We start from the raw sequence: 26,739 nt of genomic DNA, 5'->3' as shown, positions 1-26,739 counted from the left end.
TTATCATCGTTGTTTAAAGGAGTGTTAGTGCATATAGTAATCGGTAAGCAAGATTACTAATTTAAATCATCAGAAGGAATATATTCAATGTCTAAAAAAATACTTATGGTTCTTACATCTCACGCAGAACTTGGTAACACTGGCGAAAAAACAGGTTTTTGGGTAGAAGAATTTGCAACCCCTTATTACGCCTTTGTTGATGCCGGCGTTGAAGTAACGTTAGCGTCTCCAGCTGGCGGCCAACCACCCATTGATCCGACAAGTACACTTGCTGATTTTCAAACAGATGCAACAAAACGTTATGACGCAGATAGCGCAGCACAAACATTAATGGCAAACACTAAAGTGTTGAGTGAAGTGAATTCAAGCGATTTTGACGCTGTATTTTACCCAGGTGGCCACGGCCCATTATGGGACTTGGTTGACAACACAGATTCAATTTCACTTATCGAAAGCTTTGTAAAAGAGCAAAAACCGGTTGCTGCGGTATGTCATGCAAGCGCGGCATTTTTAAATGTTAAAGATGCTGATGGCAATGCATTAGTAGCGGGTAAAAAAGTAACTGGTTTTACTAACTCAGAAGAAGCTGCAGTACAACTTACCGATATCGTGCCATTTTTAGTTGAAGACGAGCTAATTAAAAAAGGCGGCGATTATCAAAAAACTGACGACTGGGGAGTATTAGCACTAGTAGATGGTTTAGTAATTACCGGTCAAAATCCAGCAAGCTCTGAACTAGCTGCTAAAAAGCTACTAACTAAGTTAGGTTAATAGCGAGTAATAATTAAAATTAAGCACAGTATTTTATGCTGTGCTTTTTTAATTGCTTTTCATTAGCAAGTACAATTCCTATACTGGCAACTCTTAAAGTCAATTAGGGCAATTATATGGCAACCAAGCCAACCACACTGTCATTACTAACCAGTACCCGTTTCGCAATTTTTAGTATTGTTGTTATTTGCTTTGTACTACAAGTAATTAATAGCCTCCCTGGTATAAGCTTAAATGGTTTAGGAATATACCCACGCAGTATCCAAGGCTTAATTGGCATACTATGCGCGCCTTTTTTGCATGGTAGCTGGTGGCATTTTGCCAGTAACATGATCCCATTTGTAGTATTAAGTTGGCTAATTTGCCAATACAGCGTTAAGCGTTTTTATAATGTATTTATTTTTACCGCTTTAGTTGGTGGACTGTTAGTTTGGGCATTTGGGCGCAGTAACATACATGTTGGTTTAAGCGGTGTTATATATGGTTTGTGGGGATTTATACTTTGCTATGGCGTGGTCAGGCGTTCGTTAAAATCCATTATCATTGCTATTGCTGTTGCCATACTTTATAGCGGTTTTATATGGGGTGTTTTACCTCAGCGCTACCATGTATCGTTTGAAAGCCATCTATTTGGAGCGCTAAGCGGGTTGTTTTTAGGTTATAGATTAGCAAAAAACGATAAGCTAAAAGGTCGATGAGTTAAATATTAAACGAAACCTTTAATTAATTTTTTATGTCCCCATTTATGAGTAAGTATTAAACAATTCTATTTAACATTGAGGTTATTTATGAGTGATGAAAACGAGTATACACCACCAAAAGTATGGACGTGGGAAAGTGAAAGTGGCGGTAAGTTTGCTAGTATTAATCGCCCCGTTGCCGGCGCGACTCATGACAAAACTCTACCTATTGGTGAGCACGCATTTCAGCTTTATTCTCTTGCGACACCTAATGGTCAAAAAGCCACTATTATGTTTGAAGAGCTTTTAGAGCTTGGCTTAACTGGTGCAGACTACGACGCATATTTAATAAATATAGGTGATGGCGATCAGTTCGGTTCTGACTTTGTTGATATTAATCCAAATTCGAAAATCCCAGCACTAATGGATCATTCAACCACGCCACCGACTCGTATTTTTGAATCAGGTTCTATTTTACAGTATTTGGCTGAAAAATTTGATGTACTCATCCCTAAAGACTTAAAAGCTAAAACGCAGTGTCGTAACTGGCTGTTTTGGCAAATGGGCTCAGCGCCATACTTAGGTGGCGGATTTGGTCACTTTTATAGCTATGCGCCAAGTAAAATGCAATACCCTATTGACCGTTTTACAATGGAAACTAAACGCCAACTTGATGTGTTAAACCGTCATTTAAGCGAAAACGAATACATGGCGGGTGATGAATATTCAATTGCCGATATCGCCATTTGGCCGTGGTACGGCTCGCTAGTTCTAGGTGCTTTGTATGATGCAGCTGAGTTTTTAGATGTTGCTTCATACACTCACGTTGTACGCTGGGCTACACAGGTTTCAGAGCGTCCAGCTGTAAAACGCGGTCGTCGTGTTAATCGCACATGGGGCCCTGAAGAAGAGCAAATGGCAGAGCGCCATAAAGGCAGTGATTTTAAATAAAATAGCCACGCATCTTTGTATAAAAACCAGTAATATTTGCTGGCTTTTATACTTCAAAAAACACGCCATTTATTGCCAATAAATCAATTAAAGCAACAGCTTAATACAAATTAACTATTTAAATAATTTATTATAAAATTATTTTCTTTTAAAATATGAAAACGCTCCAAAATAAGCTAACTTTAATATAAATTATTAAAACTAAGTGTTTTTATGCGTATAACTATTTATCTCATCATCATAAGCCTCTTTTATACGGCCTCTTTTTCCTTTAGTACCTACGCTGAAAATATTAAAACACTGACTATTTATCACGATTCTGACTACTCTAATCATAACGAATCCGCCTATGCAATGAAAATGGGAGCACTTACAGCACTCGCCGAAATTAATAATAATGTACAAGGTTACCAAATAAATTTTATTGAAAAAGATAATAGAGGAAACTCTAATCGCAGCTTGCTGCATATGCAGCAGTTTTTAAAAGATTCAAACGCGTTAGTTTTTTTGGGGGGTCTACACTCTCCTCCCTATATTAAAAATAGTGATTTTATAAATAAAAATAAACTATTACTTTTAGTTCCTTGGGCTGCTGGTGGGCCAATTACCCGCTACCCTGACGAGAAAAACTGGGTATTTAGACTCTCTGTAGACGATACAAAAGCAGGCCATAGAATGGCCCAATTTGCAACGCAGACTCTTGGTTGTCAAAAACCCCAACTGTTATTAGAAAATACCCCTTGGGGTAAGTCTAACAATATTGCGATGAGCAAAGCATTGGGGAATATTAAAACTAAAGTAAATTGGTTTAATTGGAACATAAAAGCGAATAGTGCAAAAATAATTCTACGTGAAATCATAAGCGACCAAGCCGATTGTATTTTGTTTGTGGGTAACGCACTTGAAGGAGCTGAAATAATTAACGCTATGGCAAGTTTTGTAGAGAATAAGCGAGTACCTATAATTAGTCACTGGGGGATCACTGGGGGGGATTTTTTCACAAATGTTGAGCACGCAATAAAATCAAACCTCAACCTGCATTTCATACAAAGCTGTTTTTCTTTTTTAACTAAACCCCAAACAAAGCTTACCAAAAACGTGGTAAATCAAGCGCTATCGCTTTCCCCCCCTTCTATAGCACCAGAAAAGCTGGATTCTCCGGCTGGGTTTATTCATGCATATGATCTTACTAAAATTCTATTACAAGCTATTTCGCAAACAACATTAACCGACGATATACAAAAAAACAGGGCGAATATTAGGCTCGCACTAGAGAATTTAAATCAACCAATCGATGGATTAATTAAACAATATAAGCAGCCTTTTACTCAGTGGTCTAGTGATGATGCAGATGCACATGAAGCACTTGGGTTAGATGATTTATGCATGGCAAATTATAAACCTGATGGGAGTATTCATATATTAAATAATTTAGAAGGCAGTCCAGAATAATGCCAAACTCACTGAGTAATAAATTTAAACTGACAACAAACAATGCATTTTATACTTTTTTAGCATTGAGTTTAATACTTTCAGTAACAATAAGCCTTTTACTTGTTGGGAGCAGAGCTAATGATGCTATTTATGATTTACAGAGTAAAAGTATAGAAATTGAATCGGAGTTAACCACTAGCTACTTAATGCTTTTTATAGAAACCCGAGAACAGATCCTCAAAGATATTGCTCGCCAGCCAATTTTGTCAAATGCAATCATGGGCTCAGAGACATCTAAAGCTGCGCTATTAGATTACCTTGATGAATATAAAATTTTAGGAAAAACCGAAAAGCTTGTTATTACAAATATTCTCCAAGAAGTTGTGTATAGCAGTGACTCATCATTAGCTGAGGTAATTGCGACAGAACCTACTTGGCTAAATAGTATAATTAACAATCAAATAGAAAGCGCTGTTATTTTACGGTCATCACAATCGCAATATTTTTTTACCATTGCAGTACCTATAAAATATAACAACCTCAGTGAAGGGGTGCTAACAGTACAATTTAGCACACCGCTTAGGGAGTTATTACCTGCAAAATTTGTATTAAATAATCACAACATCATACTCAGTGGCCCTTGGGTCTCTTTTTCAAATTTAGATGAAACACAGCAGTATATTTCAATCAGTAAAAAACCGGTTGGCTCCACAGGCATTGAGTTAAATTATTTAATAAAAAACAGCTTGTTAGCTGAAAAAGTAACCGCCTTTATGCTAGATATAGCAGTAGCTCTTATTTTAAGCCTACTCCTTTCATCTGTTGTGTTATTAATTTTTGGTAGGCATTTACTATTAAACCCATTTAAGCAGCTTGAGATTTCAAAAAAAGCGATCAAATTAAGTGAAGCCCGTTATGAGTTAGCAGTTGAAGGCAGCAATGATGGTATTTGGGATTGGGATATCCTCTCTAATACAATATATTTTTCCCCACGGATTAGAGTATTACTTGGATACAATGAAAACGATATAGAGTTTTTACCTAATACAATTGAAACATTTAATAACCTAATTCATATTGATGATATAGATGAAAACCAAAAACAATTAAAAGCGCATTTAACGCAAAATAAACCATATAATATTGAATACCGCTTAAAGAATAAATCAGGTGTATACCGTCACTTTAGAGCGAAAGGCATGGCATTACGAGACAGCAATAATATTGCCATCAGAATGGCGGGCTCAATTACTGACATCACTGAACAAAAAAAATCACAAGAGGCATTAAAAAAAGCCAAAGAACAAAATGATTTATTAGCCCATGCTATAGAGTCTTGTAATGTAGGAATATCGATCGCAGATGCTAAAGTTCCTGGTCTACCTTTAGTATTTTTAAATAGCGAGTTTGAAAAAATAACCGGTTACAAAAAAGAAGATATGATCGGTAAAAATTGCCGTGTTTTACAAGGCCCCAACACAGATAAAAAATCAATATCGGTCATTAAAAACGCAATAAAAACATTAAAAACTCAGCGTGTAGAAATAGTAAACTACAAAAAGGATGGCACCGCATTTTGGAATAGTTTACAAATCTCCCCTGTTTTTGACGAACACTCTAAACTCACCGCCTTTGTAGGAATTCAGCAAGATATCACTAAACGGATTGCTGCCAATCATTCATTAATTGAAGCAAAAGCATTAGCAGAACAAGCGAATATAGCAAAAAGTGAGTTTTTAGCCTCAATGAGTCATGAAATACGTACGCCTATGAATGGAGTACTCGGTATGCTTAACTTTATTTTAGATAGCCCTCTAAACGAAAAGCAGCAATATCAAACACGTATTGCACTTAACAGTGCAAACTCTTTACTCAATATAATTAATGATATTTTAGATTTTTCAAAAGTAGATGCAGGTAAGCTTGAGCTAGAAGAGTTAGAGTTTAACTTGCATGCCATGCTAGGAGATTTTTTAGAAACAGTCGCAGCTCAAGCATATAGTAAAGGTATTGAACTTATTTTAGATATTACAGATATCAAATACCCTTTCGTTATTGGAGATCCTGGACGACTCAGACAAATATTAACAAATCTTGTTAATAACGCTCTTAAATTTACCCATGTAGGAGAAGTGCAAATTATTGCTAAATTAATCCCCACTAATGGGAATGAAATACGCTTTAACTGCCAAGTGAAGGATACCGGAATAGGCATTCCAGTAGAGCAACAAGCCAAGTTATTTAAATCATTTTCACAAGTAGATTCTTCAACAACACGGAAATACGGCGGGACAGGATTAGGGTTAGCCATCGTTAAGAAACTCTGCAATTTGATGCAAGGTGAAGTAGAGGTAAAGTCGGACGAAAATAAAGGGAGTAACTTTATTTTTGATATCACTTTAAAGAAAGGTAAAAAAACAGAAAAAGTAATGCCTCCTATAGATATTACTGGAATTAACATACAAATAGCGTGCAGTAACAAAAACCAAGCTAACGTACTTCAAAAGCAGCTTACACAATGGGGAGCAATCGTAACAATAAGCTCATCAGCAAAAATTGCGCTAAATACTTACGAGCAATTTTATACCCAACATGCTCATCCTTTCGACATTGTAATTATTGATACAAAACTTAGCGACAGTAACGGATTAACACTCGGTAAAACGATTAATGATCTAAATCTTCTCAGTACAGCAAACCTTGTATTGATGACCACAATAGATCAGTTTGAAACTAATGAACACTATAAACAAAATGGTTTTACTGCTTACTTTCCAAAACCGATGACAACTAAAGATATTTTTAACCTTCTTACAAAATGCTTACCCGAGAGAAACACTTTACATAGTGAAAATACCCAAACTTGTACCATAACCGAAAAACCACTTGGGCCGAATGATATTGTATGGCGTGAAGATATACGTATTTTATTAGCTGAAGATAATCAAATTAATCAGATTGTCGCCGCAACAACATTGAAAAAGATGGGAATTAGTGTTGTAGATATTGCGACCAATGGTAAAGAGGTACTTGATTACTTAGATCAAAAAAATACTATTGAGCCATACTCTCTTATTTTAATGGATTGCCAGATGCCTGTTATGGACGGATATCAGGCAACAACTTTAATTAGAAATAATGAAGCAAGAGATAAAGCAAACGCCATTACAATCATAGCAATGACAGCGAATGCTATGACGGGTGATAAAACTAAATGTTTAGATTCCGGAATGGATGACTATATATCAAAACCAATTGCCCAAGATATTTTATTTGAAAAGCTTTTAAAGTGGCTTCCTCACTCTGTAAAATAGATATTCAGCCACATTTTCTTACATATATTTAGTTGTTCTAAAATTAGTCGTTGGTACTATAAATTAATCTTGAGCAATACTATATTGCTCGTTAATTTAAAGGATTAACGAATGAATAAAATAATAATAACGCTATGCGCTTTAGCTCCTTGCCTTGTATCAGCACAAAAACTAGCAATACAAACAACACAAGCATTAATTACGACCGACTCCGCAACTGTATTTGCATATAACAAGACCCTAAAGCAGCTTGAGAGCATCAATTTACTAAGCGCAAAAAGCATTCAACTTACCCTACCCAATAATGCGATTGGTTTTGATGTAGCAACACTTGCCAATGCCGATACCAAACAAGCACTAATTTTAGCAAACGACGGGGTTTATAAAACCAATAGCGATAAAACAACATTATTGTTTACTTATGAATCAGTGCTTAATACATTAAAAGTAGATGAGTTTGAGAAAATTGATTTTGTTTTTGATGCCAATAACGATGGCTTAAGTGATATTTTTATCCCTAATTTAACAAGCAGCACCTTATATGTTCAAAACAAAGACGGCAGCTTTAAGCCCAACCAATTTATGCAAACACCTTTGTATGAAGGTCGTTTTTCAAGTAAAGGACTTTCGCTGGAAGTTAATATTAGCAATAAACCCGTCGTTATTGATTTTAACCACGACGGCTTAAACGACCTAGTATTTTCAAACGACTTTGGAGCAGATGTACTCCTTGCTAATTCAGAGGGCTTTGAGCAAAAGCTTACCTCAATTGACTTTGACATCGAGTTAGGCGAACTAAGTAATGGTGAAACTCGCAAAATAAAGCAAATTATTGATATTAATAACGACGGATTTCTAGATTTTACAACCAGGCAGTTTAAGCCTACGCAAGGTATGGATTCGTTAGATATAAAAATAGCACATACTTTATACCTAGGGAGCGCTAAAGGTTTTACTAATACGCCCATTACCTTATTTGAAACACAGGGCCCTAGTGAACTATTGCTCAAAACTGATTTTAATAATGATGGCTTAATTGATTTACAAAAAATGGACTTAGATATTGGCTTAGGTACTATCGCGTCTATGGCATTGGGCGGTGGCAGTACTGATGTAGATGTAGAAATGAATCTTTATAAACAGCAACCCGACGGCTCATTTGCCAATAAATCGAGTATCGAACTTGATTTAGAAATGGAAGTGGGAATGAACGGCAATGATTCCAAACCAGCGCTCTATTTAGGCGATATTAACGGCGACAGCTATATTGACGCGGTATACAAATACAGTAAAAAAACACTGTATATTTATTACGGAGAGCAAGATTCACTGCTAAATAAAAAACGTAAGAAATTAAAATTAACGCTGCCTAAAAATAACAAAGATATTCTGTTAGTTGATATAAACCAAGATGGTAAAAAAGATTTTGTATTTAAATTTACCGAAGAAGATGGCACCAGCAAAATAGAAACACGGTTAAATTAAGCCAATAAAAAAGCCCAACAGAATTAACCGTTGGGCTTTGGACTTAAGACTTTCGAGTAACAGTCAGCTTTACTCTAAGTAATAATACCTCAGCAGTTACATTTAGCAGCGAATCGCCTTCACTTAAACCAAATTTCTCTTGCACTGATGCAAGGATTGATTCTTTATCTTCACCTGACAACTGGTTTGAATACTCAGTTAAGAGCTCATCTAAATAGCTGACTACTTCGTCTGTATCGACTGATTCTAATGAGTTTTGCGACGGTGGCGGACGCTGGCCTTCTGCCCGTCCTGCATCACCAATACTTTTAGCATCAAATTCAAGTTCGCCCATTAAATCAGCAAGCTCTTTAGTGGGTGCAATATCTTGCTCTTTAAACGCCGCTTGAATACTTTGCGCATCGTCGCTAGTTAAGTTTTCTGCATCAAACTGTGCAAGCGTTTCTTTAATAAAATCGCTTTGCTCTGTTGTTAGCTTTGCTGTTTGGCTGCTTTGTTGCGACATAAAACTGGCAGAACTGCTGTTAATACTATTAATCATTTTAGGACCCTTTCAACGTTCACGACGAGGTGGTTTATGATCGCTAAGCTCTTGTTCACTAATTTCGCCATTACCATCGGCATCTATAGAATCAAAAATTGTTTGTGCATCGCCGTGCGGTGGTTTTTTAGCACTAAACTCTTCAAAGCTAATTACACCATCGCCATCAGTATCAATAGTTGAAAAATCAGGTCTTTCAGGAGGATTGTCACCGCCTCGTGCAGCTACATTAGCTGAAAAAGCAATAGATAATATTGCCACAGTGGCAAGTGTTGAAAAATGCTTCATAGTAATAACCTCGTATTTAAGAATTAAATTAAGATTACGCTTTAAAAACGCAAACAATGTGCAAACAATAGGGAAGTAGTAAATTATTTTGATAAAAAAATTAATTTAAAAAGTTATGGTTGATTGCATTGCAATCAATATATAAGCTAATAAAATAATACGATTAATAACTGACGAGCAGTTGCGTTACTGCCCTTAATTCTCAAAGCTGATATACTGCTTGAGCCAATTAAACAAACAAATACAGAGCACTTTCATAAATAATGATTAATAACCAACCCTACTTAGCAGGCAATCTGTGAAAATACCTAAACGCCTACAACCTCTTGTTGATGATGGCCTTATTGACGAAGTTATAAGCCGACTAATGAGCGGCAAAGAAGCCGATGTATTTATTGTGCGTTGTGGTGAACACATACGCTGTGCAAAAGTGTATAAAGATGCCGTTAAACGTAGCTTTAAAAAAGCGGCACAATACCAAGAAGGCCGAAAAGTACGTGGTGGACGCCAAGCCCGTGCTATGGGCAAACGCTCTAGCTATGGCCGTCAATTAGAAGAAGAGATTTGGCAAAATGCCGAAGTGGATGCGCTATCTCGTTTAGCCGGTGTGGGTGTACGTGTACCTGATACTTACTTTTGTATTGATGGCGTGCTGCTTATGGAGCTCGTGTCGGACGAGGATGGTAACGTAGCTCCTCAACTTGGACATGTCGTTTTTAGTGAAGAGCAAGCGATTGAGCAGCATAAACTCATGATGCATTATATTAAGCTTATGCTTTGCGCAGGTATAATACACGGCGATTTATCTGAATTTAATGTACTTGTAGATAACAACGGCCCTGTAATTATAGATTTACCGCAAGCAGTTAACGCTTCAGCAAATAACAGTGCACAAGCTATGTTTGCACGCGATGTCAATAACATACGCCGCTACTATGGTGAATTTGCGCCAAGCATACTAAAAACTCAATACGCTAAAGAAATGTGGGCATTATTTGAAGAGGCCAATTTAACGCCTAATTCAACGCTTACAGGTGAATTTGAAGACAGCGACGAACTTGCCGATGTAGATTCTATTCTTGATGAAATCCAAGCGGCAGAATATGAAGAGTTTGACCGTTTAGAGCGAATTAAAAATGCTGACGATGATGAGTAGCTCATCGTCATAGCTCACTAATCCCCCCTTACTGCGGGTGCACAAATCGGTAGCCAACCCCATAAACAGACTGAATAACACTTTCAGTTTGTGTCACTTCATCTAGTTTTTTACGCAACTTTTTAATATGGCTATCAATAGTACGGTGGCTCACAATACGCTGATCGGCGTACATAGTGTCCATTAAACTATCGCGCGAATAAATACGATTTGGGTTGTTAAACAAAGGTTTAAATAGCTGAAATTCAAAGTTCGTTAGCTCTATGCTGCTTGATTTGTATTTTACGTTGTAGGTGCTCTCATCAAGCTTCATTGTTGACTCTGTAACATCACTTGCGTTATTTAATCGCCTTAATATAGCTTTTACGCGTGCCACCAGCTCAGCATAACTAAACGGCTTACAAATATAATCATCAGCACCTAACTCTAGTCCAAGTAATCTATCTATTTCTTCTACTCTTGCCGATACCATAATAATAGGCACGTTTGAAAAGCGCCTGATTGCTTTACACAATTCAATGCCACTTTGGCCAGGTAACATTATGTCGAGTAAGATTACACTCGGGCTGTTAATTTCAAGCCAAGGTAATACTTCATTCCCGTGATGTATTTGATGAGTGATAAAGTGGTGGCTGCTTAAAAAGTCACTCATTAAGTTAGCTAGCTTTACTTCATCTTCCACAATCAGAATTTGTTCACTCATAGGCATCTCTGTAAGTAACCTCAACTTTATTTTTATAAACTAAATAGTAGGCAATCTAATAATAATGGCAAGACCACCTAAACTGGCTTTTTTAGCAGCTATTTCACCATTATGGCCTTTAACTATATGCTGGCAAATAGATAAGCCTAAACCAGAACCCCCCTCTTGGCGATTACGCGAACTATCTACTCGATATAAATACTCAAACAAATGCGATAAATGCGACTGCTCTACACCTACGCCATTATCTTCAATTATTAGCTCTAAGTAGGTTTGCCCTTTAATACTTATATTGCTAGCCGTTAATGAAATAGTTGAGCATTGTGCATAGTGTACTGCGTTCATTAAAATATTATCGAGTAGCTGCAAAAGGCGTGTTTTATCTGCTTGTACAGTTATGTGTTTAGCGCTATTTAGTAAATGAATTTTTATATTATTTTGTTCAAGCACAACCTGATATTTTTGCTCAATAGTATTTAATAATAACGCCATATCAGTAGGTTGCATAGTGTAGTGCATACCACCTAACTCTGCGCTATTGAGCATATGCAAGTCGTGTATTAAGCGTTTTAAATGCAAAGCTTCATCGTTAGCCGAACTTATATTTTTTGTGTTCGGTTCTCGTATACCAAGTAGCATAGCTTCAAGTTCACCGAGTAAAATGCTCATTGGCGTCCTAAGCTCATGAGAAATATTAGCAAGCCATCGCTTACGTACTTGCTCATCTTTAGCGAGTGTAAATGCAAGGATATTAAAATCTTCGCTTAATTGGCCTAATTCGTCTTTTCGCTCAAGCGTAAGTTTGGTCTCATAGTTACCTTGCGTTAAGCGATGCATACCGTTAGCAATTTGCTTTACTGGGCTAACTAAGTGGCGAGACAATAAAAAGGTAACCAGTAATGTAAGCAATACCGCAGCTAAAGCAATAAACCATAAGTAGTTAGTTTGCTGCTGTAAAAAATCAAGCTCATAACCATCAACCAAGTTATCTCTTTTGGAAACAGCTAAGTAACCCACTGTTTTATCGCCCACTGTAATTGGGGTTGTTATATATTTTAAATCACTGAGATATTTACCCACTACTCGCTGTTTATTTTCATCAAGTAATGCGTAGTGAGCAATATTGTCCGGTGGTGGGCGGCGATCCATCCCTAAACGAACATGATCTGGCGGCGGTCGTCGCATCATCCCTCCCCTGTGACCCGGACCTTTTGGTGGTCTAGGTAAAAACTGGCTATTTTCTAGCTGCGATTCAACAAGCTTTCTAAAATTTTCGCCATCGCCAACAACGCGTTGCCATGAGGGTGTTTGTTCGTATTGTTTTGCAAGTTGTACAACAAGTGGTTCAAGCGCTTTCACCTCTTTTGCATTAACAAAATCAATTACGCCTTGGCCTATACTCCATTGTATAAGTACTACTAGCCCTGCAATAACACTAAAGGTAAAACTAAATAGTATTAAAAAAAGTTTATTATGAATTTTCATTAATTCGTGTTTTCAACCTTGCTAGGAAAGCTTTCAAATCGGTATGTTATAAACTCTTTGCTTTGATCGCTAACATACAACGTAGCAACTATTTTTTTGCCTTGAACGGTCCAATACATATGACCATGATTATTTAAAGTAACCGATACGGTATTTATACCAGTTTTAAATAAGTTAGCAGGTAAATGCAACGCTTGTCCGTAAATTCGCTGTATTTTAACCCCATTAATGTATAAATGAGCATGACCTTGTAAAAAACCGGTGCCTTGGTTTGTTGTCGCAACCATCATTTGTTGCATGTTCATCGTGCCCTCTGGCGGCACAGACAAATCATAACGCTGTGTATCTAAAATTAAGTTATAACCCAACATACTATCTTTTAATAACTTAAGGCTTAATGCCGGGATTGGCGTATCATTTGGCACAGCTATAGGCATATGGCTATGATCCATCATTTCCTGCTGCGCAAAGAGCTTAAAACTCAATAGCACAGCAGTAGTTAGGATCAATGCGTATTTAAAATAACGCATAGTTACTCCTTACATTCCCGGTGGTGGACCCATTGTTTCGCCAGTGTCACAGCGACCAATCGAATTATCGGCTAATTGACCTTTAAAACGAGGCCCTATTTGATAAGGAAAAGAAGGCTGTAATTTACCATCACTGTCTAACGTTAGTGTTATATGGTAGTGATAACCCTTGCCATCATTAATATCGTGGCCGTTATGCTCATCTAATTGAGTACCGGTTACTGTTTTTTGTGCGTAGTAATAATCTTCAAAGTAATACCCATCGTCGGCATTTAATGTATTACCAGAGAGCGTCGTTACTTGTGCGCCAATAGCAGGACCTGCATCACTTGTTTGTGTACCTTGGCTAACATCGTATTGATCAACTAAGGTACAGCTTCGCTCGCCCTCAGTACCACAACCACCCTCACTTTCTGATGCGCCATAATCACGCATTTCCCAGCCACTTAATGCTAGTTGGCCGTTACTTTCATAAGGACCGTAAAGTGGATAACCATCAGCTGCAAACCCATAAATAGGTGAATGCGCATCGCCATCATCTTCAAGTAAATCAGCTAAGCAACTCGTATAAAAGTGATGATGATATTCCCCGTTAGCAGCATGTCCGCCACACACATCAACATCGTACTGCTCAGCAATGGGCGCTAATGTATACCAAATATTATTACCGTAGCTCATACCATCGCCCCAGTTAAATATACTGGTGCCATTAACCATTAAGCCAACTGTACCTAAACCTGTTTCGCAGGTTTCAGTGCCTGATAAGTCGGTCGGTGTTAGCGGAAAATACGCCTCAACCGCTTGTTCTGTTGGGCAGCCTGGTCCTGGAGGCCAATAACCTGCACCGCCCGTGTCATCACAGTTTTCAGTGCTGCTGTTATAGCCAATATCTTCACCAAACGAAATAGTTTGACCTACTGCTGCTGAGGTTACACCGTTATAAAAATCAGTAGCTGCACGCGGGCGATTATTTAACGCGTCTACTTGGTCTTGTGTAAGCGTTACGTCATATTTAGGAATGTCAGTTGTTTGCACGTACATGTATTCAACGTCAGCATCTTCCTCTGTAACAGTAACAACCTCAACTGATTGAACATCTTCAACCACTGCGCCATTGTTTTGTATATAAGTAGAGGTTGTATCATTATTAATTAACCAACTAGAGAGCTTTACACTGGTATCACCATCATAATCTGATGATGCAATTACCGTAATAGTAACGGTATCAATAACAACATCATTAGTACCGTCATCTGCACTGATTTCAAATACAAGTGCTTCATCGGTTAATACCTCAGGTGCAACAAACTCAGTAGACGTTGCGGTACTTGAAGATAAACTAACGGTAGTGCCTGATGTTTGTGACCAACTAACAGATACTTCGCCGTCATCTTCAACCGTTGAACTTAAATAAACGGTATCACCCGCATTAACAGTTTGGTCAATACCGGCATCAACCGTTGGAGCACTATTACTGACTGTTTCGCCGCCTGTTGTTGTGCTTGTTGAATCGCTATTACATGCGCTTAAAGCGATACAAAGCACACTTAAGGCAAATAATTTAGTTACATTAGAGGCTTTTATTTTAAGAAGTGTTTTCAATGTTTGAACCTTTACTTTAACGTTTAATAAAGCAAAGTTAACAAGTAAAAGTGCAAACAATGTGCACAAACAAAGGAAGAATCTACATAAAATTACAACTGTGGTCTTTTAAGCAAAAACTTATCTTTGGTTGTACTAAAGTAATCGCCGCCCATTTTGCCCACTGCATTTAATAATTCAGGGTCAATATAGTCACCACTCATTACTTCATCGTCTATACAAATACCCACTACATCCAACAACATCATTTTTCCGCCGCCAGGCTCATTTGAAATACTAATAACTTCGCGTAACTTACATTCAAACCGTACTTTTGAATCGGCAACGCTTGGCGCATTAACTAACTTACTTGGAGCTTGGGCGATGTTTGCTGCATCAAATTCGCTTATATCACTAGGATAATTTGCACAACTTTGATTCATTTTTTCAACTAGCTCTTGGCTGACAATATTAACCACACATTCTTTAGTTGCCATTAGATTATTGAGCGTATCTTTATTCGTTTTATCACTAGGGTTTACTTGCGTAACACTTAAAACAGGTGGCTTGCAACTAGCCACAGTAAAAAATGAATAAGGCGCAATATTCGCAATACCTTCACTATTTAATGTACTTATCCATGCGATAGGCCGTGGGCTTATACCACCGACTAAGTAAGAGTACACATTTTGGTTGGTATTTTCGGTGAGATCTAAAAACATACATTTCCTTTTAATACATTAAAACTAAATCTTAATTCAAGGTAGTTACGTATAACTTTGGCTAACTCAATTAAATAACAAGTTAATTTTTATTTCTATTTAAAGCAATAAACCAATTATATGAAAATAAACATCGTGTGGTTTAAACGTGATTTACGTCTTAGCGATCATCAACCATTAAAAAATGCATTTAGTAATGGCTTACCGACCCTGTTACTTTATAACTTTGAGCCATTACTGCTCGAAGATGCACACTACAATGAGCGGCACTGGCGCTTTGTGTATCAATCAATAGTTGAGTTAAATAATCAGCTAGCGCGTTTTAACGCCTGTGTTTATGTATTTAATTTAAATATGAGCGATTTACTTGAATCGTTAAAGACGCAGTTTGAAATAGTAAATATATTTAGCCATCAAGAAATAGGCTTAAACAATACCTTTGAGCGCGATAAAGCTATTAAAACTTGGTGCCAGCATAACCACATTAATTGGCAAGAGTCGCAAACAGGCGCGGTGATTCGCGGCAAAAAAAATCGTAATAATTGGAATGAACGCTGGCAGCAAACAATGCAAGCACCTATTGCTGTTCCTAATTGGAGGAGCATAAAAACAATTACCCTTAATAACTATCAAGCACCTGTTCTGCCAAGCGCTTACACGCAAGATCACGACAGCTTTCAACAAGGCGGCCCGCTGCATGCGCGCACTGTAATGCAGAGCTTTTTTGCCGAGCGTGGTAAAGGTTATCAAAAAGGAATATCGAGCCCAAGTTTAAGCCAAACCCACTGCTCTCGGCTTTCGCCGTATTTAGCGTGGGGGAACATTAGCCTTAGGCAAGTGTATCAAATGGCCATTGATGAATATCATTCAAAACACCCTGACAAAAGAGGCTGGAAGCGCCCGCTTGCTGCGTTTGTATCTCGCTTGCATTGGCACTGCCACTTTATGCAAAAGTTTGAAAGCGAGTGCTCCATGGAGTTTTTAGCCCTTAATCCGGGTTATCACGTATTTCCGTATCGTGATGATGAACGTGTGAAAAACGATATTGAACGCTGGGCGCAAGGTCAAACTGGTATTCCAATTATTGACGCTTGCATGCGCTGCTTAAAAGCCACCGGTTATATAAATTTTAGAATGCGTGCCATGCTTGTAAGCTTCGTAACGCATCATTTAAATATTAGCTGGCAGCAAGCAAGCTTTCCTCTTGCTAATTACTTTTTAGATTTTGAGCCAGGGATTCATTATCCGCAAATTCAAATGCAAGCCTCGGTCACAGGTATTAATACCATTAGGCACTACAACCCAATTAAACAATCAGAAGATCAAGACCCAACAGGTTCGTTTATTAAAAAGTGGTGCCCCGAGCTTGAAAAACTCCCTATTGAATATTTACATCAGCCTTGGGAGCAAACTCCGATGGAAGCACTCTTTAACGACTTTAAGTTAGGGGAGGATTACCCTGAACCCATGCTTGATTTAACCACTGCCTCAAAAGAAGCACGCGAGCGCTTATGGCAGTACCGTGAGCGAGCCGATGTTAAACGCGCCATAGGGAAAATTCTTAGAAGGCACGTAGCAATTACACCAAAAACAAGCCAAGCAAAAAATAAAAACAACACTAAAACTAACAGTAAGGCTAAGTAAGCATGGCGCACAAAAAACTAAACTTACCTCAAAAAATATGCCCTATTTGTAATAAACCTTTTACATGGCGTAAAAAATGGCAGCGCGACTGGGATAACGTTATTTACTGTTCAGAGCACTGTAGGCGTAATAAATAAGAGTAATAATTAACTGGCATCTATTTTTCAATATAATCAAATATTTAGTGGTTATGAAGAAATAGTCGAACAGATATCGCAACCGTGGAATAAATTTATCTTAGCTCCTGAAGCAGTTAAAAACATATACTCTAGTGACTGGATAAAATTGATTTAATCTTTATGCAAATTGGTGTAATTACACTGACTATGATAACTACGATAGATACAATCTTAGCTTTGTAGCCCAGTTTTAATAAACACAAAAAAGCCGCCTTGCTGGGTCTGCCCAGTTAACCAAGGCGGCTTTTACTAAACAACTATAACTTACATATTACCTAGCTCTATCATCATTGCTGTGTACATACGTAAATTCAGTTCAAGTTGCTCAAGTGTCATAAATTCATGCTCTGAGTGACCTGTGTAGCGCTTACCTGGCATTGAAGGGCCAAACGATACCGCATTATCAAACAGCTTTGCGTTAGTGCCACCACCTATTGATACAAAGTCAGCTTTTTCGTCGCCCGTAAAATGCTTGAAAATATCAAGCAGCTTTTGCGCATGCGGCGCGCTATCAAGTAGCATAGGTGTGCCAATAATTGTTTCTATGTTGGCAAGCGTTACATTGTTAGTGGCTTGCCAATTAGCGAGTGCATCATCAATTTGCTTTTGTAATACAGCTTCGTCTTTACCCATTGGGCGACGTGCATTTACAGCGAGTGTTAGCACATTACCATCGCGTTCAATAACTGTTGGTGCCACTGTCATTGGGCCCATAAAGTCGTGCTTGTAAGCTATTTCGCCAAACTGTTTACCATGAATATCTAAACCAATTAACTGATTCACAAAGTCGATTAGCTCACCGTCACTGTTATTTTCAAGCTCCACGCCTTTAAATAACTCAGCTAAATAAGCAATGGCATTTATACCCGACTCCGGCTCTGATGAATGCGCCGACATACCTTTAACACTTATTGCTAAGGCATCATTTTGCTCACTAAAGTTAAACTCAACTTTATTTAATGTTTTGGCTTTTGCTTTTAATGTATTAATAAGTGCAGCGTCTGCATTGTGAAGTACTAAGCTTGCGTCTTCTGGAATTTGGCTTCTAAACGCACCGCCAGTTACATCCTTTACATATAAACCCGTCTGTGGTGATGTTGCATTGAAAGTAGGTGCAATTAAGCTCCAGCCTTTCTCGGCAACCACTACAGGGTATGATGCATCAATCGTTACTGCATATTTTGGTTGTTCATACGTTTTCATAAATTTAGTAAGCGGACCCCAATCAGACTCCTCTGCAAGGTAAATCATCAGCTCAATTCGGTTATTAAGCGTTATGCCTTTATCTTTAATTGCTTTCATGGCGTAAAGCGCTGTTGCTATTGCACCTTTATCGTCTTCCGTACCACGACCAACTAATTTACCCGGTTCAGATGTATCAATAATAAAAGGACTTTGTTTCCATTTGCTAGCATTAGCAGGTTGCACATCGCCGTGGGTTACTACCGTTACTTTTTCGCTTTGCTCGCCCATACCAATTAATACGGTGTAGCCTAAATCTTGATAGTCAAAACCAAGCTCTGCGGCTTTCATTTTTAAAAGTGCTTTAAAGCCAATAAAATCGGGATTTTGAGGAGCGCTAATGTCGTTTTTATTAACCGTCGGAAAAGCCACTAAGTTAGTTAGTGTGTGTATTTGAGCATTTTGGTAGGTATTTACTGCGTAATCGGCAACGCTATCAATATTTTTATTTAACTGCGCATGAGCACCAAATGCAAATAAAGCAATACTGGCTAAAGCTAACTTTTTCAAAACAATTCCCATTTAATTAATAACTAAGAGCATTAATTATAACGCTATGGGAGGCTTACATATAGCAATTTGTGGCAGGCACACAGGTAACTTAAGGTAAATATTTATATAGCAGCTTTTATGAGGATGAATGTATAATGCGCGACTTAAAATTAACAGGGTCTTTAATTGTGAACCGTCGTAAAAAAATCGTCACTAAATTTCAAAAGAAAGATAAACGCACTAACGCTAAACTACACAAAAGCAACAAACCGTCTTATGTATCAAAAGCTGAGCGCGAAAAACTAGCTGAACAAGAAAGTAATGAGCCACAGGTAACCCAAGAGTAACTTTACGTTACCCGTTGCTTTGATAATTTAAAGTGGCAAAAGTAGCGACCACTTACATAACATATCACTCCCGTGGCAACTATAAGCTCAAACGTAGCTAAGTAATTAACTGTATCTACATATGATATTGCGAGGTTTATACTTTGCATCCAGTCTTTCATTTTAAATAATGCAGTTGCCCCAATAACCATTGGAAATGTAAAAGCAGCGTAGCTCGGCGTAAAAGGTCTACGTAATAACTTTATAAATAACACATAAACAATCAGTGTTTTTATTATCGCTAATATAAATAATGCCCCCACTATAACAAGTGATGGATTAGCTACAATATGAAAATACCCCGCTAATGTTAAACTGGCAGGCGCAGCTAAAATGGCAAGTGTTGGCTGTATTTCGTAGTCACTTTTTAATGCTAATAAAAAACGATAAAACATAATGGGCAGCATTATCGCGTACGTTGATATACCAATAACCAGCGCGCTATAAGCTAACCACGCTAATGTCGGATTTCCCGAAAAAGTAATATCTGCAATAATTATCCCTACTGGTGGCACAAACCAGCTGGGCGCCATATCCTCAAAGTTAAACTTTTTTGCTCGCTGGTATAAAAAACTCACCAAAAATGTGAGATGCAGCACAAAAGCTAAAACCCACATAATATCACCAGCCAATGGGTTAAATTGCCCAATTGAGTTTGAAATAACAAGATTAGCCATTGCAAATGTAGGGATCACACTTCCTGCAACTGGGTGTGCTAAATCGGCTTTTAATAAATGAGGGTGTAGTAAAAACTTAGCAGCCAAAAGTAAAACTAATACGCCAGCTAATACCGATCCCAAAAATTGCCCTTGAGAGTTTAAATTAAAAACGTTTTCCCATGTCCACCCCATACTAGCAATACCCAAAGCTAAACCGGCCATAGCTGTTGGCGCACCCATCACTTTATTTTTAAATTGCTTAAACACTGTATTTCCTAATCATTGGGTGATGAACAAGTTACTACTTTTTACTGCATTACCTTAAAATAACGCTGTAAAATTAATCCAAGCGTGCTTAATAGAACCCTTTTTGCATACAAATATTTCATAAAAAATAAGCTTACGGCTTAATTATTAAAGCGCAAAAAAGCCATAACATGGTTATGGCTTTTGCTTTATTTTAAATTTGAATATGAGGTTAATTAAAACGCGTAACTAACGCTTACATTAAATGAACGACCTTGCCCTGCTAATTGCTCAAACCCGTTGCCGCTATCTTGTTTAAGCGCTGCAGTACTTACACCGCCAAGGGGGAGCTGGTAATATTCATCAAACACGTTACTCACTTCTGCGCTTAGCGTTAATGCATCCCATGTGGCTTTAGAGCTTAAATTAACCAAGCTGTAGCTGTCTGTTTGGTTTTCAAAACGATTATTATCTACACGGCTTTTTGCATCTACCCACTGCCAAGATAACGCATTTTCAAATCGATTAATTTGCTGGCTAATACCTAGCTGGGTTTGCAGTGGTTTAATTTGGTAAAGCGGTTGGTTAGTATCGTCGCGCTTACCTCTCGTATTAGTAACATTAGCGTGTAACTGCCAGTTGCCTAAATTTTTAGATTCATAAATATTGGCTGTTAAATCTATTTTTGCACCATACAAAGTCGCATCTACATTAGTAAACTGAAAAATGTTACGCGCAGTATTGTCCAAGTCATAACTATTGAAGCTTCTTACAATATCAGCATCAATGTAGTCACTCACATCTGTATACCAAACATTGGTGCTTAATCGCCAACCATCATCTTTAGCCCGCTTAATATAAGTAGCACTTATTGTATGCGCTGTTTCAACATCTAAATCGGGGTTACCAATATAACCGTTACCATCGCCATACCAACCAATCATGGTGGTTGCCATAGTACTTACACCCCAACTGTATCGCTCATATAAATTAGGGGCGCGGTTTTTACGGGTAAGGCCAAATTGCAGCTCATCATAATTTGTTATTTGGTAGTTAATTAATAAACTAGCGTCAACTACAGTATCGGTTTTATCTCTGTCGCCAGCATTAAAATTCTCAGCGGCAATGGTATTATCTGTAGATGTATCGCTCATGGACATACTTTTCATACTACTCATGTCGCTCATATCCATCATACTCATACCATCGTTGTAAGATTGAACTTCTCCAACGTGGGTATTAATACTTTCAATACGTACGCCTGCGTTTAACCATAACTTTGTATTTATTTGGCTCTCAAATTCAGCAAATGCCGCTATGCGCTCTCGTTTACCGTTATTTATATTTACGTAATCGTCTGGTCCCATCATGGTTGAGCTTTCAATACCTGGCCACCAATCATCAATGCTGTAATTGTAATATTCTTGAGCGAGTAAGATACTGCTGTTTTTATCAAGCGCAATACGCCATTTAAGCTGCGTACTTATATCTTGTGCATCGGTTTTCATTGGCATGATGCCTGTTTTTTCTTGGCTAAAAAAACCCATTTCGTGCTTTACACTGTGCCAATTAACTTGCCCTTCAAGCTCGCTGTTTTCAAAGGAGCGTTTGTATTGAGCTATTGCACCGTAACTGGTGTTATCGGTCATATCCATGTACTGATTTGCAAACCCCTGATACGGGATTTTTTGATGCGTTAGCTTTATAACTAATTGCTGTTTATCATCGCGCATAGCTGCGGTTAAGCTATGATTTTGCGCTCGATACAATGTATCAAGCACTACATCGTCGTTACCGTCTTCATAACTATCTGCGTCACTAAACGAGCCCTGATAATTAAGGCTAAACGTGTCACTTGCTAAACGTGTACCAACGCCAAGTTTACGTCCGTTATCAACGCTACTGTACTTTGCTGACACATAACCTGAGTGCCAATCTAATTCACTGCTATTGCTATACTCTGGTGAAATAGAATTAACGCTTATTACGCCTGCAATATTATCGCCGCCCGAGCTCACAGGCGACACGCCTGCAACCACATTGTAAGACGTAATTTGATTAGCCGAAATATACGAAAGTGGCGGGTTCATGTGATTAGCGCATGCAGCGGTAACATCTGCGCCATCAATTAACACTTTAACTCTGTCGCCCATTAAACCATTTAAAATAGGGAGGTTAGATACGCCGCCCGCAGCTGAAAAGTCGACACCTAAATCACTTAATAACGATTCTGACGAACCAAGTGCTAAATGCTTATTTTGAGCATGTCCGTGTACTTCAATTACTTCTAAAGGTGTATCGTCGGCAAATGCAAACGGAGATAGCACACCGCTAATAAAAAGTGCGACAGGGGAAAGTAAGTAAGTTTTTTGAGTTTTGCTTTTATAAACCATTGTGAATTTATGCCACTGTAATAATTGGCGTAATTATAGTGTGAACTGCAAAAGCAAAAGCGCGACATATTGTCGCACTTTATCAATTAAGAATGTTGTTAAATTGCCCCTAGACAGAACCCTTCGTGCAGCGCGTGTTTGGCATTTATTCTACGTTATCGCCTATTTATGAGGAATAAACACTACATAGGCTCTGCCTTACTTAAATACCAAACATACTGCTGAAAATTCAACCTCAAAAGATAAGCAGGCCATAAATAAAGGATGGTTTTAATTACAAAAAAGAGCCAACAGTAAAACTGTGGCCCTTATATAAGAATGTATTCTTTAAATTTTATACATTTAGTTGCGACACAATTTCCGAAACCTTCTCCGCCCCAGCTTCAATGTCTTTTATAACGTCAGATACTTCTGAAATTAACTCTCGCCCTTTAACCGAGGAATCAGAAACAGATGTTATTTGCTTTGAAATATCATTGGTCAGCTCTTGATTGTTTTTTACAACCGTTGCAATTTCATTTGTAGAACTACTCGTTCTTGCTGCCAATTGTCTAACTTCATCAGCTACTACTGCAAAACCTCGTCCATATTCACCTGCTCTAGCGGCTTCAATAGCTGCATTTAAAGCTAGTAAATTAGTTTGATCGGCAATACTACTTATAGTAGAAACAATGGAGCCTATGACCGCAGATTGTTCATTTAGATTTTTAATTAACTCAACTGATTTAAGGACCTGATTTACGATGGCATCGGAATTTGCGATCGAATCGTTTAAAATACCAGAGCCTAGTACGGCGGTTTTAACCGTAGAAACGGCTGATTCGTGTGCAATCGCTGCGGCTTCTGTAACGGCTCTATTACGCGACATGCGCTCAGTTATATCCGAAGCAAATTTAATAACCTTTATCACGTTTCCCTTGTTATCTAAAATAGGGTTATATGTTGCCTCAAGCCAAATTATGTCTCCATTTGCTTTTACTCGTTTAAACTGTCCTGATTTGAATTGCCCTTTCCCTAACTCATCCCAAAAATGCGGGTTTTTATCGTAAAACTCGTCGGTGCAAAACATCCTATGATGCTCACCTGTTATTTCATTTAGCTTATAACCGGTAGCAGACAGAAAGTTGTTATTAGCTGTTAATATTTCACCTTGAGGGGTAAATTCAATCGTTGCCAACGCTTTGCTTAATGCTTCTGCAACTGCTTCTTGTGCTTTTCTTTGCGTGTAATTAGCCGTAATATCAGAGGCTATTTTAATTACCTTAACGACAACCCCATCTATTTCAACTGGAAAGTATGTTGCTTCTAACCATATTTTTTCGCCTTGGGAGTTATATCTTAAAAAAGACCCACTTACTGACTTACCGTCTCTGAGATTTTTCCAAAATTGAGTATACTCTTTCGATTCCGCATATGATTTTTCACAAAACATGCGGTGATGATGACCAACAACATCATCCTTGGTATAATCTACTGTGTTCAAAAATAATAAATTAGCGTCTAAAATAATCCCTTCAGCCGTAAACTCAATATAAGCAACATGCTTCGTTATTGCATTTAATACTGATTCTTTTTGAGCGACTTGTAACTCAAGTGCTTCTATTTTCGAGTTACTTTTATTTATACCAAACATATAAGCTGCCTTAGGGTAAATGTTTAATCTGAATGAGCTGTTTCTTTAAGCTCTATACTACAACTATAAAATTTAAATATAGGCAAAAATACAAATTTAATCTAATAAATTAGACTTTATGCGCCGCATCACACTAATTGACCGAAACTCTGGATAATCAATCTATCTCAAGTGGTTACTTTCAGCGCTAACTGCGTTTAATTTACTTGCAATAGGCCAGCTATTAACGCGTAAACTCGCCTTTTTTCACAGAAAATCTCTGGCTAGAGAAAAAACCTCAATCTGAGTTTAAGTTAATTATCTAGAGCCTGTTGATCTTCAAAAATTAAAATTTATTCTATCTTGGCCGATTAAATCGCGGCGTAGGTTAGGTAACTGATCCTGCTTACTCTACTGATTTACATTGACATAAGAGTGAGTAAAGACAGCGCATGCTTTGCATTTACGCTACGTTATCAAACGCTTATAGGAGTTAACCAGGGTACATAAGGCCACTGTGCTTAAAAGTAAACAAGTTCCTGTAAATTCAATTTCCAAAGATAAACGGGCTCAATAATAATCTAATTTTATATGTATAAAAATATCACTATTAAATGCATAAATCGTATATATCTTATTTAATTTCAGTTTGGCACATGACGCCGCGCACTTTTTAACTTAATATAACCACCTGTTTATCTCTAAATCACGTCATTTTTTCTAGGGTCTGTTTATAGATTAAAATTCGTTCTATCTAGGTTCGATTTAATCGCGGCGCGAGTTGTGTAACCTAGTGGGCTAAGTAAAAACAGAGCAAAGCTTCAGCGTTCTGCTCACACCTTTTACCTACATCCATGAGGGAATAATCACACTAAAAAGCTCTGTCTTGCCTAAAAAATATACTGCAGTTAAATTCAATCTCGAAAGATAAACAGAATCTAGCCTATATAATATTTTTACATATTTTACTGTTGCTTTTATCTATGTATTTCACATCAATTTCAAAGGATTTTTTATGACATCAGATGTAACGTCGGCATCTAGTCAACTTAACAGAACCGCTATTTTACTTGTATTAGCGCTCGGTACATTTATTTTAGGATTATCTGAATTTTCGATGATGCCTATGCTGCCACTGATTAGCGAAACATTTGGTTCAACGCCATCACAAAGTGGTTATGCAATTAGTGCTTACGCCATTGGTGTTGTAGTGGGCGCGCCTATTTTAATGCTAACAACTGCTAATATGAGAAAGCGCAAAGCATTGCTCATTTTTATAAGCTTAATGTTTATATCAAACGGGTTAAGCGCGATGGCAACGTCGCTTGAGCAACTTGTAATATTCAGATTTTTAAGTGGTTTACCTCATGGTGCATATTTTGGCGCAGCTATTTTATTAGCATCGGATATTGCCCCAAAAGGTAAGCGTGCTAGCTTTATGTCTAAGGTGTTTATGGGTTTAACTGTGGCTACTATTGTTGGTGTGCCCGTAGTTACACTTGTAGGTCAAAATTTAAGTTGGCGGTATTGTTTAGCCGGCGCTGCAGTGCTTGCATTTATTGCTTTTATTTTTGTTTATAAAGTAGTGCCAAATATCGATAACGCTAAACCCTCTAACTTACTAAACGAGTTTGGCGTACTTAAAAATAAACTGGTTTGGTCTATTTTAGGTATTGTAATTATTGGCTTTGGTGGGGTGTTTTGTATTTATACTTACATTGCCGACACCATATTAGTGGTAACAAAAACAGCCCCGTATACTATTTCTATCGCAATGGTAATGTTTGGTATCGGTTGTACGCTCGGTAACTATGTACTGGGTAAAGCAGCCGATAAATCTGCAATTAAAACCACTGGTCTTGCACTTGTATGTACCATTGTATTTGCCTTTGCTTATGTAACGGCAAGCCATAATATTTGGGCTCTTTATGCTGTGATCTTCTTTATTGGTTGCAGTGTGGGCTTGGCTACGCTGATTCAAACGCTTTTAATGGACGTCGCCCCCGAAGGCCACGCTATGATTGGCGCCTTAGTACAGTGCGCATTTAATACTGCCAATGCTATAGGCCCTTGGGTCGGTGGAATTGCAATAGCACAGGGTGCTGCACCTAATCAAACAGGTTACGTAGCAGCTGCATTATTTTTAGGTGGTTTGGGGATGTGGCTACTAAGTTACTTACAACTAAATAAACAGCAACCAACAGCGCAAGCCGCCAGTTATAGCAATCCACAATAATACTTAATC

General features: G+C 37.9%; 22 protein-coding genes. 11 read left to right on the top strand and 11 right to left on the bottom strand.

All coding sequences use genetic code 11. The features are described from left to right. Positions 1-87 precede the first annotated feature (87 nt). The 6 genes from LOS73_RS08925 to LOS73_RS08900 all read left to right on the top strand — a co-directional run bounded on the left by LOS73_RS08925 (position 88) and on the right by LOS73_RS08900 (position 8,635). Positions 88-771 carry a type 1 glutamine amidotransferase domain-containing protein gene (locus tag LOS73_RS08925; RefSeq protein ID WP_457934855.1) on the top strand — a complete coding sequence of 228 codons (684 nt, stop codon included), beginning with the start codon at positions 88-90 and terminating at the stop codon, positions 769-771. A gap of 116 nt (positions 772-887) precedes the next feature. Then, the gene (locus LOS73_RS08920) at positions 888-1,469 is read left to right on the top strand and encodes a rhomboid family intramembrane serine protease (protein WP_033031816.1); all 582 of its coding nucleotides are present in this window, start codon (positions 888-890) and stop codon (positions 1,467-1,469) included. Between the two features lie 90 nt (positions 1,470-1,559). Then, on the top strand, positions 1,560-2,402 hold the full coding sequence (yghU, locus tag LOS73_RS08915; protein WP_007376875.1) for a glutathione-dependent disulfide-bond oxidoreductase: 843 nt from the start codon (positions 1,560-1,562) through the stop codon (positions 2,400-2,402). Between the two features lie 213 nt (positions 2,403-2,615). Further along, positions 2,616-3,854 (top strand): ABC transporter substrate-binding protein, encoded by a 1,239-nt coding sequence (locus LOS73_RS08910; protein WP_457934854.1) that lies wholly within the window; start codon positions 2,616-2,618, stop codon positions 3,852-3,854. Then, complete coding sequence (locus LOS73_RS08905) at positions 3,854-7,150, top strand: PAS domain S-box protein (RefSeq protein WP_457934853.1); 3,297 nt, start codon at positions 3,854-3,856, stop codon at positions 7,148-7,150. The genes LOS73_RS08910 and LOS73_RS08905 overlap by 1 nt, the downstream gene beginning before the upstream one ends. A 111-nt stretch (positions 7,151-7,261) precedes the next feature. After that, positions 7,262-8,635 (top strand): FG-GAP repeat domain-containing protein, encoded by a 1,374-nt coding sequence (locus LOS73_RS08900; protein WP_337150873.1) that lies wholly within the window; start codon positions 7,262-7,264, stop codon positions 8,633-8,635. Between the two features lie 43 nt (positions 8,636-8,678). Here LOS73_RS08900 and LOS73_RS08895 read toward each other — a convergent pair whose 3' ends face one another. Both LOS73_RS08895 and LOS73_RS08890 read right to left on the bottom strand, forming a co-directional pair. Then, positions 8,679-9,176, bottom strand: coding sequence for a hypothetical protein (locus LOS73_RS08895; RefSeq protein ID WP_457934852.1), 498 nt, complete (start codon positions 9,174-9,176; stop codon positions 8,679-8,681). Positions 9,177-9,188: 12 nt separating this feature from the next. Beyond that, positions 9,189-9,464: an EF-hand domain-containing protein gene (locus tag LOS73_RS08890; RefSeq protein WP_007376870.1), complete on the bottom strand. Its 276-nt coding sequence runs from the start codon at positions 9,462-9,464 to the stop codon at positions 9,189-9,191. A 298-nt stretch (positions 9,465-9,762) separates the two neighbouring features. Here LOS73_RS08890 and LOS73_RS08885 point away from each other — a divergent pair, with 298 nt between their 5' ends. Next, positions 9,763-10,620: a PA4780 family RIO1-like protein kinase gene (locus LOS73_RS08885; protein WP_007376869.1), complete on the top strand. Its 858-nt coding sequence runs from the start codon at positions 9,763-9,765 to the stop codon at positions 10,618-10,620. A 28-nt stretch (positions 10,621-10,648) separates the two neighbouring features. On the opposite strand, the gene LOS73_RS08880 is transcribed toward LOS73_RS08885, so the two are convergent. From LOS73_RS08880 to LOS73_RS08860, 5 genes are read right to left on the bottom strand one after another with little or no spacing between them, the layout of a single operon-like run. Beyond that, the gene (locus LOS73_RS08880; protein ID WP_033023590.1) at positions 10,649-11,323 is read right to left on the bottom strand and encodes a response regulator; all 675 of its coding nucleotides are present in this window, start codon (positions 11,321-11,323) and stop codon (positions 10,649-10,651) included. Between the two features lie 39 nt (positions 11,324-11,362). Next, positions 11,363-12,808: an ATP-binding protein gene (locus LOS73_RS08875; protein ID WP_457934851.1), complete on the bottom strand. Its 1,446-nt coding sequence runs from the start codon at positions 12,806-12,808 to the stop codon at positions 11,363-11,365. Then, complete coding sequence (locus LOS73_RS08870) at positions 12,808-13,338, bottom strand: hypothetical protein (RefSeq protein WP_457934850.1); 531 nt, start codon at positions 13,336-13,338, stop codon at positions 12,808-12,810. Before LOS73_RS08870 ends, LOS73_RS08875 begins: the two co-directional genes overlap by 1 nt. A gap of 9 nt (positions 13,339-13,347) precedes the next feature. Continuing rightward, entirely contained in the window at positions 13,348-15,000 is a 1,653-nt protein-coding gene (locus tag LOS73_RS08865) for a YHYH protein (RefSeq protein WP_457934849.1), read from the bottom strand. A 32-nt stretch (positions 15,001-15,032) separates the two neighbouring features. Next, positions 15,033-15,641, bottom strand: a complete 609-nt coding sequence (locus LOS73_RS08860; protein ID WP_457934848.1) for a flavin reductase family protein — start codon at positions 15,639-15,641, stop codon at positions 15,033-15,035. A 120-nt stretch (positions 15,642-15,761) separates the two neighbouring features. On the opposite strand from LOS73_RS08860, the gene LOS73_RS08855 reads away from it, so the two are divergent. After that, a complete protein-coding gene (locus tag LOS73_RS08855) occupies positions 15,762-17,285 on the top strand; it encodes an FAD-binding domain-containing protein (RefSeq protein WP_457934847.1) in 1,524 nt (507 codons plus the stop codon). 2 nt (positions 17,286-17,287) lie between these two features. Next, the gene (locus LOS73_RS08850; protein WP_342862931.1) at positions 17,288-17,422 is read left to right on the top strand and encodes a DUF2256 domain-containing protein; all 135 of its coding nucleotides are present in this window, start codon (positions 17,288-17,290) and stop codon (positions 17,420-17,422) included. Positions 17,423-17,728: 306 nt separating this feature from the next. Here the strand turns inward: LOS73_RS08850 and LOS73_RS08845 are convergent, their stop codons facing one another. Next, a complete protein-coding gene (locus tag LOS73_RS08845; RefSeq protein WP_457934846.1) occupies positions 17,729-19,216 on the bottom strand; it encodes a dipeptidase in 1,488 nt (495 codons plus the stop codon). Between the two features lie 137 nt (positions 19,217-19,353). Here LOS73_RS08845 and LOS73_RS08840 point away from each other — a divergent pair, with 137 nt between their 5' ends. Continuing rightward, on the top strand, positions 19,354-19,545 hold the full coding sequence (locus tag LOS73_RS08840; protein ID WP_033030776.1) for a DUF2986 domain-containing protein: 192 nt from the start codon (positions 19,354-19,356) through the stop codon (positions 19,543-19,545). A gap of 2 nt (positions 19,546-19,547) precedes the next feature. Here LOS73_RS08840 and LOS73_RS08835 read toward each other — a convergent pair whose 3' ends face one another. From LOS73_RS08835 to LOS73_RS08825, 3 genes are all read right to left on the bottom strand, one after another. Continuing rightward, a complete protein-coding gene (locus LOS73_RS08835; protein ID WP_457934845.1) occupies positions 19,548-20,510 on the bottom strand; it encodes a TDT family transporter in 963 nt (320 codons plus the stop codon). 215 nt (positions 20,511-20,725) lie between these two features. Continuing rightward, positions 20,726-22,882, bottom strand: a complete 2,157-nt coding sequence (locus tag LOS73_RS08830) for a TonB-dependent receptor (RefSeq protein ID WP_457934844.1) — start codon at positions 22,880-22,882, stop codon at positions 20,726-20,728. Positions 22,883-23,216: 334 nt separating this feature from the next. Continuing rightward, on the bottom strand, positions 23,217-24,515 hold the full coding sequence (locus tag LOS73_RS08825) for a methyl-accepting chemotaxis protein (protein ID WP_033030786.1): 1,299 nt from the start codon (positions 24,513-24,515) through the stop codon (positions 23,217-23,219). Positions 24,516-25,446: 931 nt separating this feature from the next. Here LOS73_RS08825 and LOS73_RS08820 point away from each other — a divergent pair. After that, on the top strand, positions 25,447-26,730 hold the full coding sequence (locus LOS73_RS08820; RefSeq protein ID WP_081824575.1) for an MFS transporter: 1,284 nt from the start codon (positions 25,447-25,449) through the stop codon (positions 26,728-26,730). Positions 26,731-26,739: the final 9 nt, after the last annotated feature.

Source organism: Pseudoalteromonas sp. SCSIO 43210 (genome assembly GCF_054133285.1).
Note: the sequence above shows the minus strand (reverse complement) of the source record. Positions and strands in the feature narration are given on the sequence as shown.

What these genes read in the sequence shown, in the direction of transcription:
- LOS73_RS08925 (WP_457934855.1), top strand. Translation starts at nt 88, where the DNA reads ATGTCTAAAAAAATACTTATGGTTCTTACATCTCACGCAGAACTTGGT.
- LOS73_RS08920 (WP_033031816.1), top strand. Translation starts at nt 888, where the DNA reads ATGGCAACCAAGCCAACCACACTGTCATTACTAACCAGTACCCGTTTC.
- yghU (WP_007376875.1), top strand. Translation starts at nt 1,560, where the DNA reads ATGAGTGATGAAAACGAGTATACACCACCAAAAGTATGGACGTGGGAA.
- LOS73_RS08910 (WP_457934854.1), top strand. Translation starts at nt 2,616, where the DNA reads ATGCGTATAACTATTTATCTCATCATCATAAGCCTCTTTTATACGGCC.
- LOS73_RS08905 (WP_457934853.1), top strand. Translation starts at nt 3,854, where the DNA reads ATGCCAAACTCACTGAGTAATAAATTTAAACTGACAACAAACAATGCA.
- LOS73_RS08900 (WP_337150873.1), top strand. Translation starts at nt 7,262, where the DNA reads ATGAATAAAATAATAATAACGCTATGCGCTTTAGCTCCTTGCCTTGTA.
- LOS73_RS08895 (WP_457934852.1), bottom strand. Translation starts at nt 9,176, where the DNA reads ATGATTAATAGTATTAACAGCAGTTCTGCCAGTTTTATGTCGCAACAA.
- LOS73_RS08890 (WP_007376870.1), bottom strand. Translation starts at nt 9,464, where the DNA reads ATGAAGCATTTTTCAACACTTGCCACTGTGGCAATATTATCTATTGCT.
- LOS73_RS08880 (WP_033023590.1), bottom strand. Translation starts at nt 11,323, where the DNA reads ATGAGTGAACAAATTCTGATTGTGGAAGATGAAGTAAAGCTAGCTAAC.
- LOS73_RS08875 (WP_457934851.1), bottom strand. Translation starts at nt 12,808, where the DNA reads ATGAAAATTCATAATAAACTTTTTTTAATACTATTTAGTTTTACCTTT.
- LOS73_RS08870 (WP_457934850.1), bottom strand. Translation starts at nt 13,338, where the DNA reads ATGCGTTATTTTAAATACGCATTGATCCTAACTACTGCTGTGCTATTG.
- LOS73_RS08860 (WP_457934848.1), bottom strand. Translation starts at nt 15,641, where the DNA reads ATGTTTTTAGATCTCACCGAAAATACCAACCAAAATGTGTACTCTTAC.
- LOS73_RS08855 (WP_457934847.1), top strand. Translation starts at nt 15,762, where the DNA reads ATGAAAATAAACATCGTGTGGTTTAAACGTGATTTACGTCTTAGCGAT.
- LOS73_RS08850 (WP_342862931.1), top strand. Translation starts at nt 17,288, where the DNA reads ATGGCGCACAAAAAACTAAACTTACCTCAAAAAATATGCCCTATTTGT.
- LOS73_RS08840 (WP_033030776.1), top strand. Translation starts at nt 19,354, where the DNA reads ATGCGCGACTTAAAATTAACAGGGTCTTTAATTGTGAACCGTCGTAAA.
- LOS73_RS08830 (WP_457934844.1), bottom strand. Translation starts at nt 22,882, where the DNA reads ATGGTTTATAAAAGCAAAACTCAAAAAACTTACTTACTTTCCCCTGTC.
- LOS73_RS08825 (WP_033030786.1), bottom strand. Translation starts at nt 24,515, where the DNA reads ATGTTTGGTATAAATAAAAGTAACTCGAAAATAGAAGCACTTGAGTTA.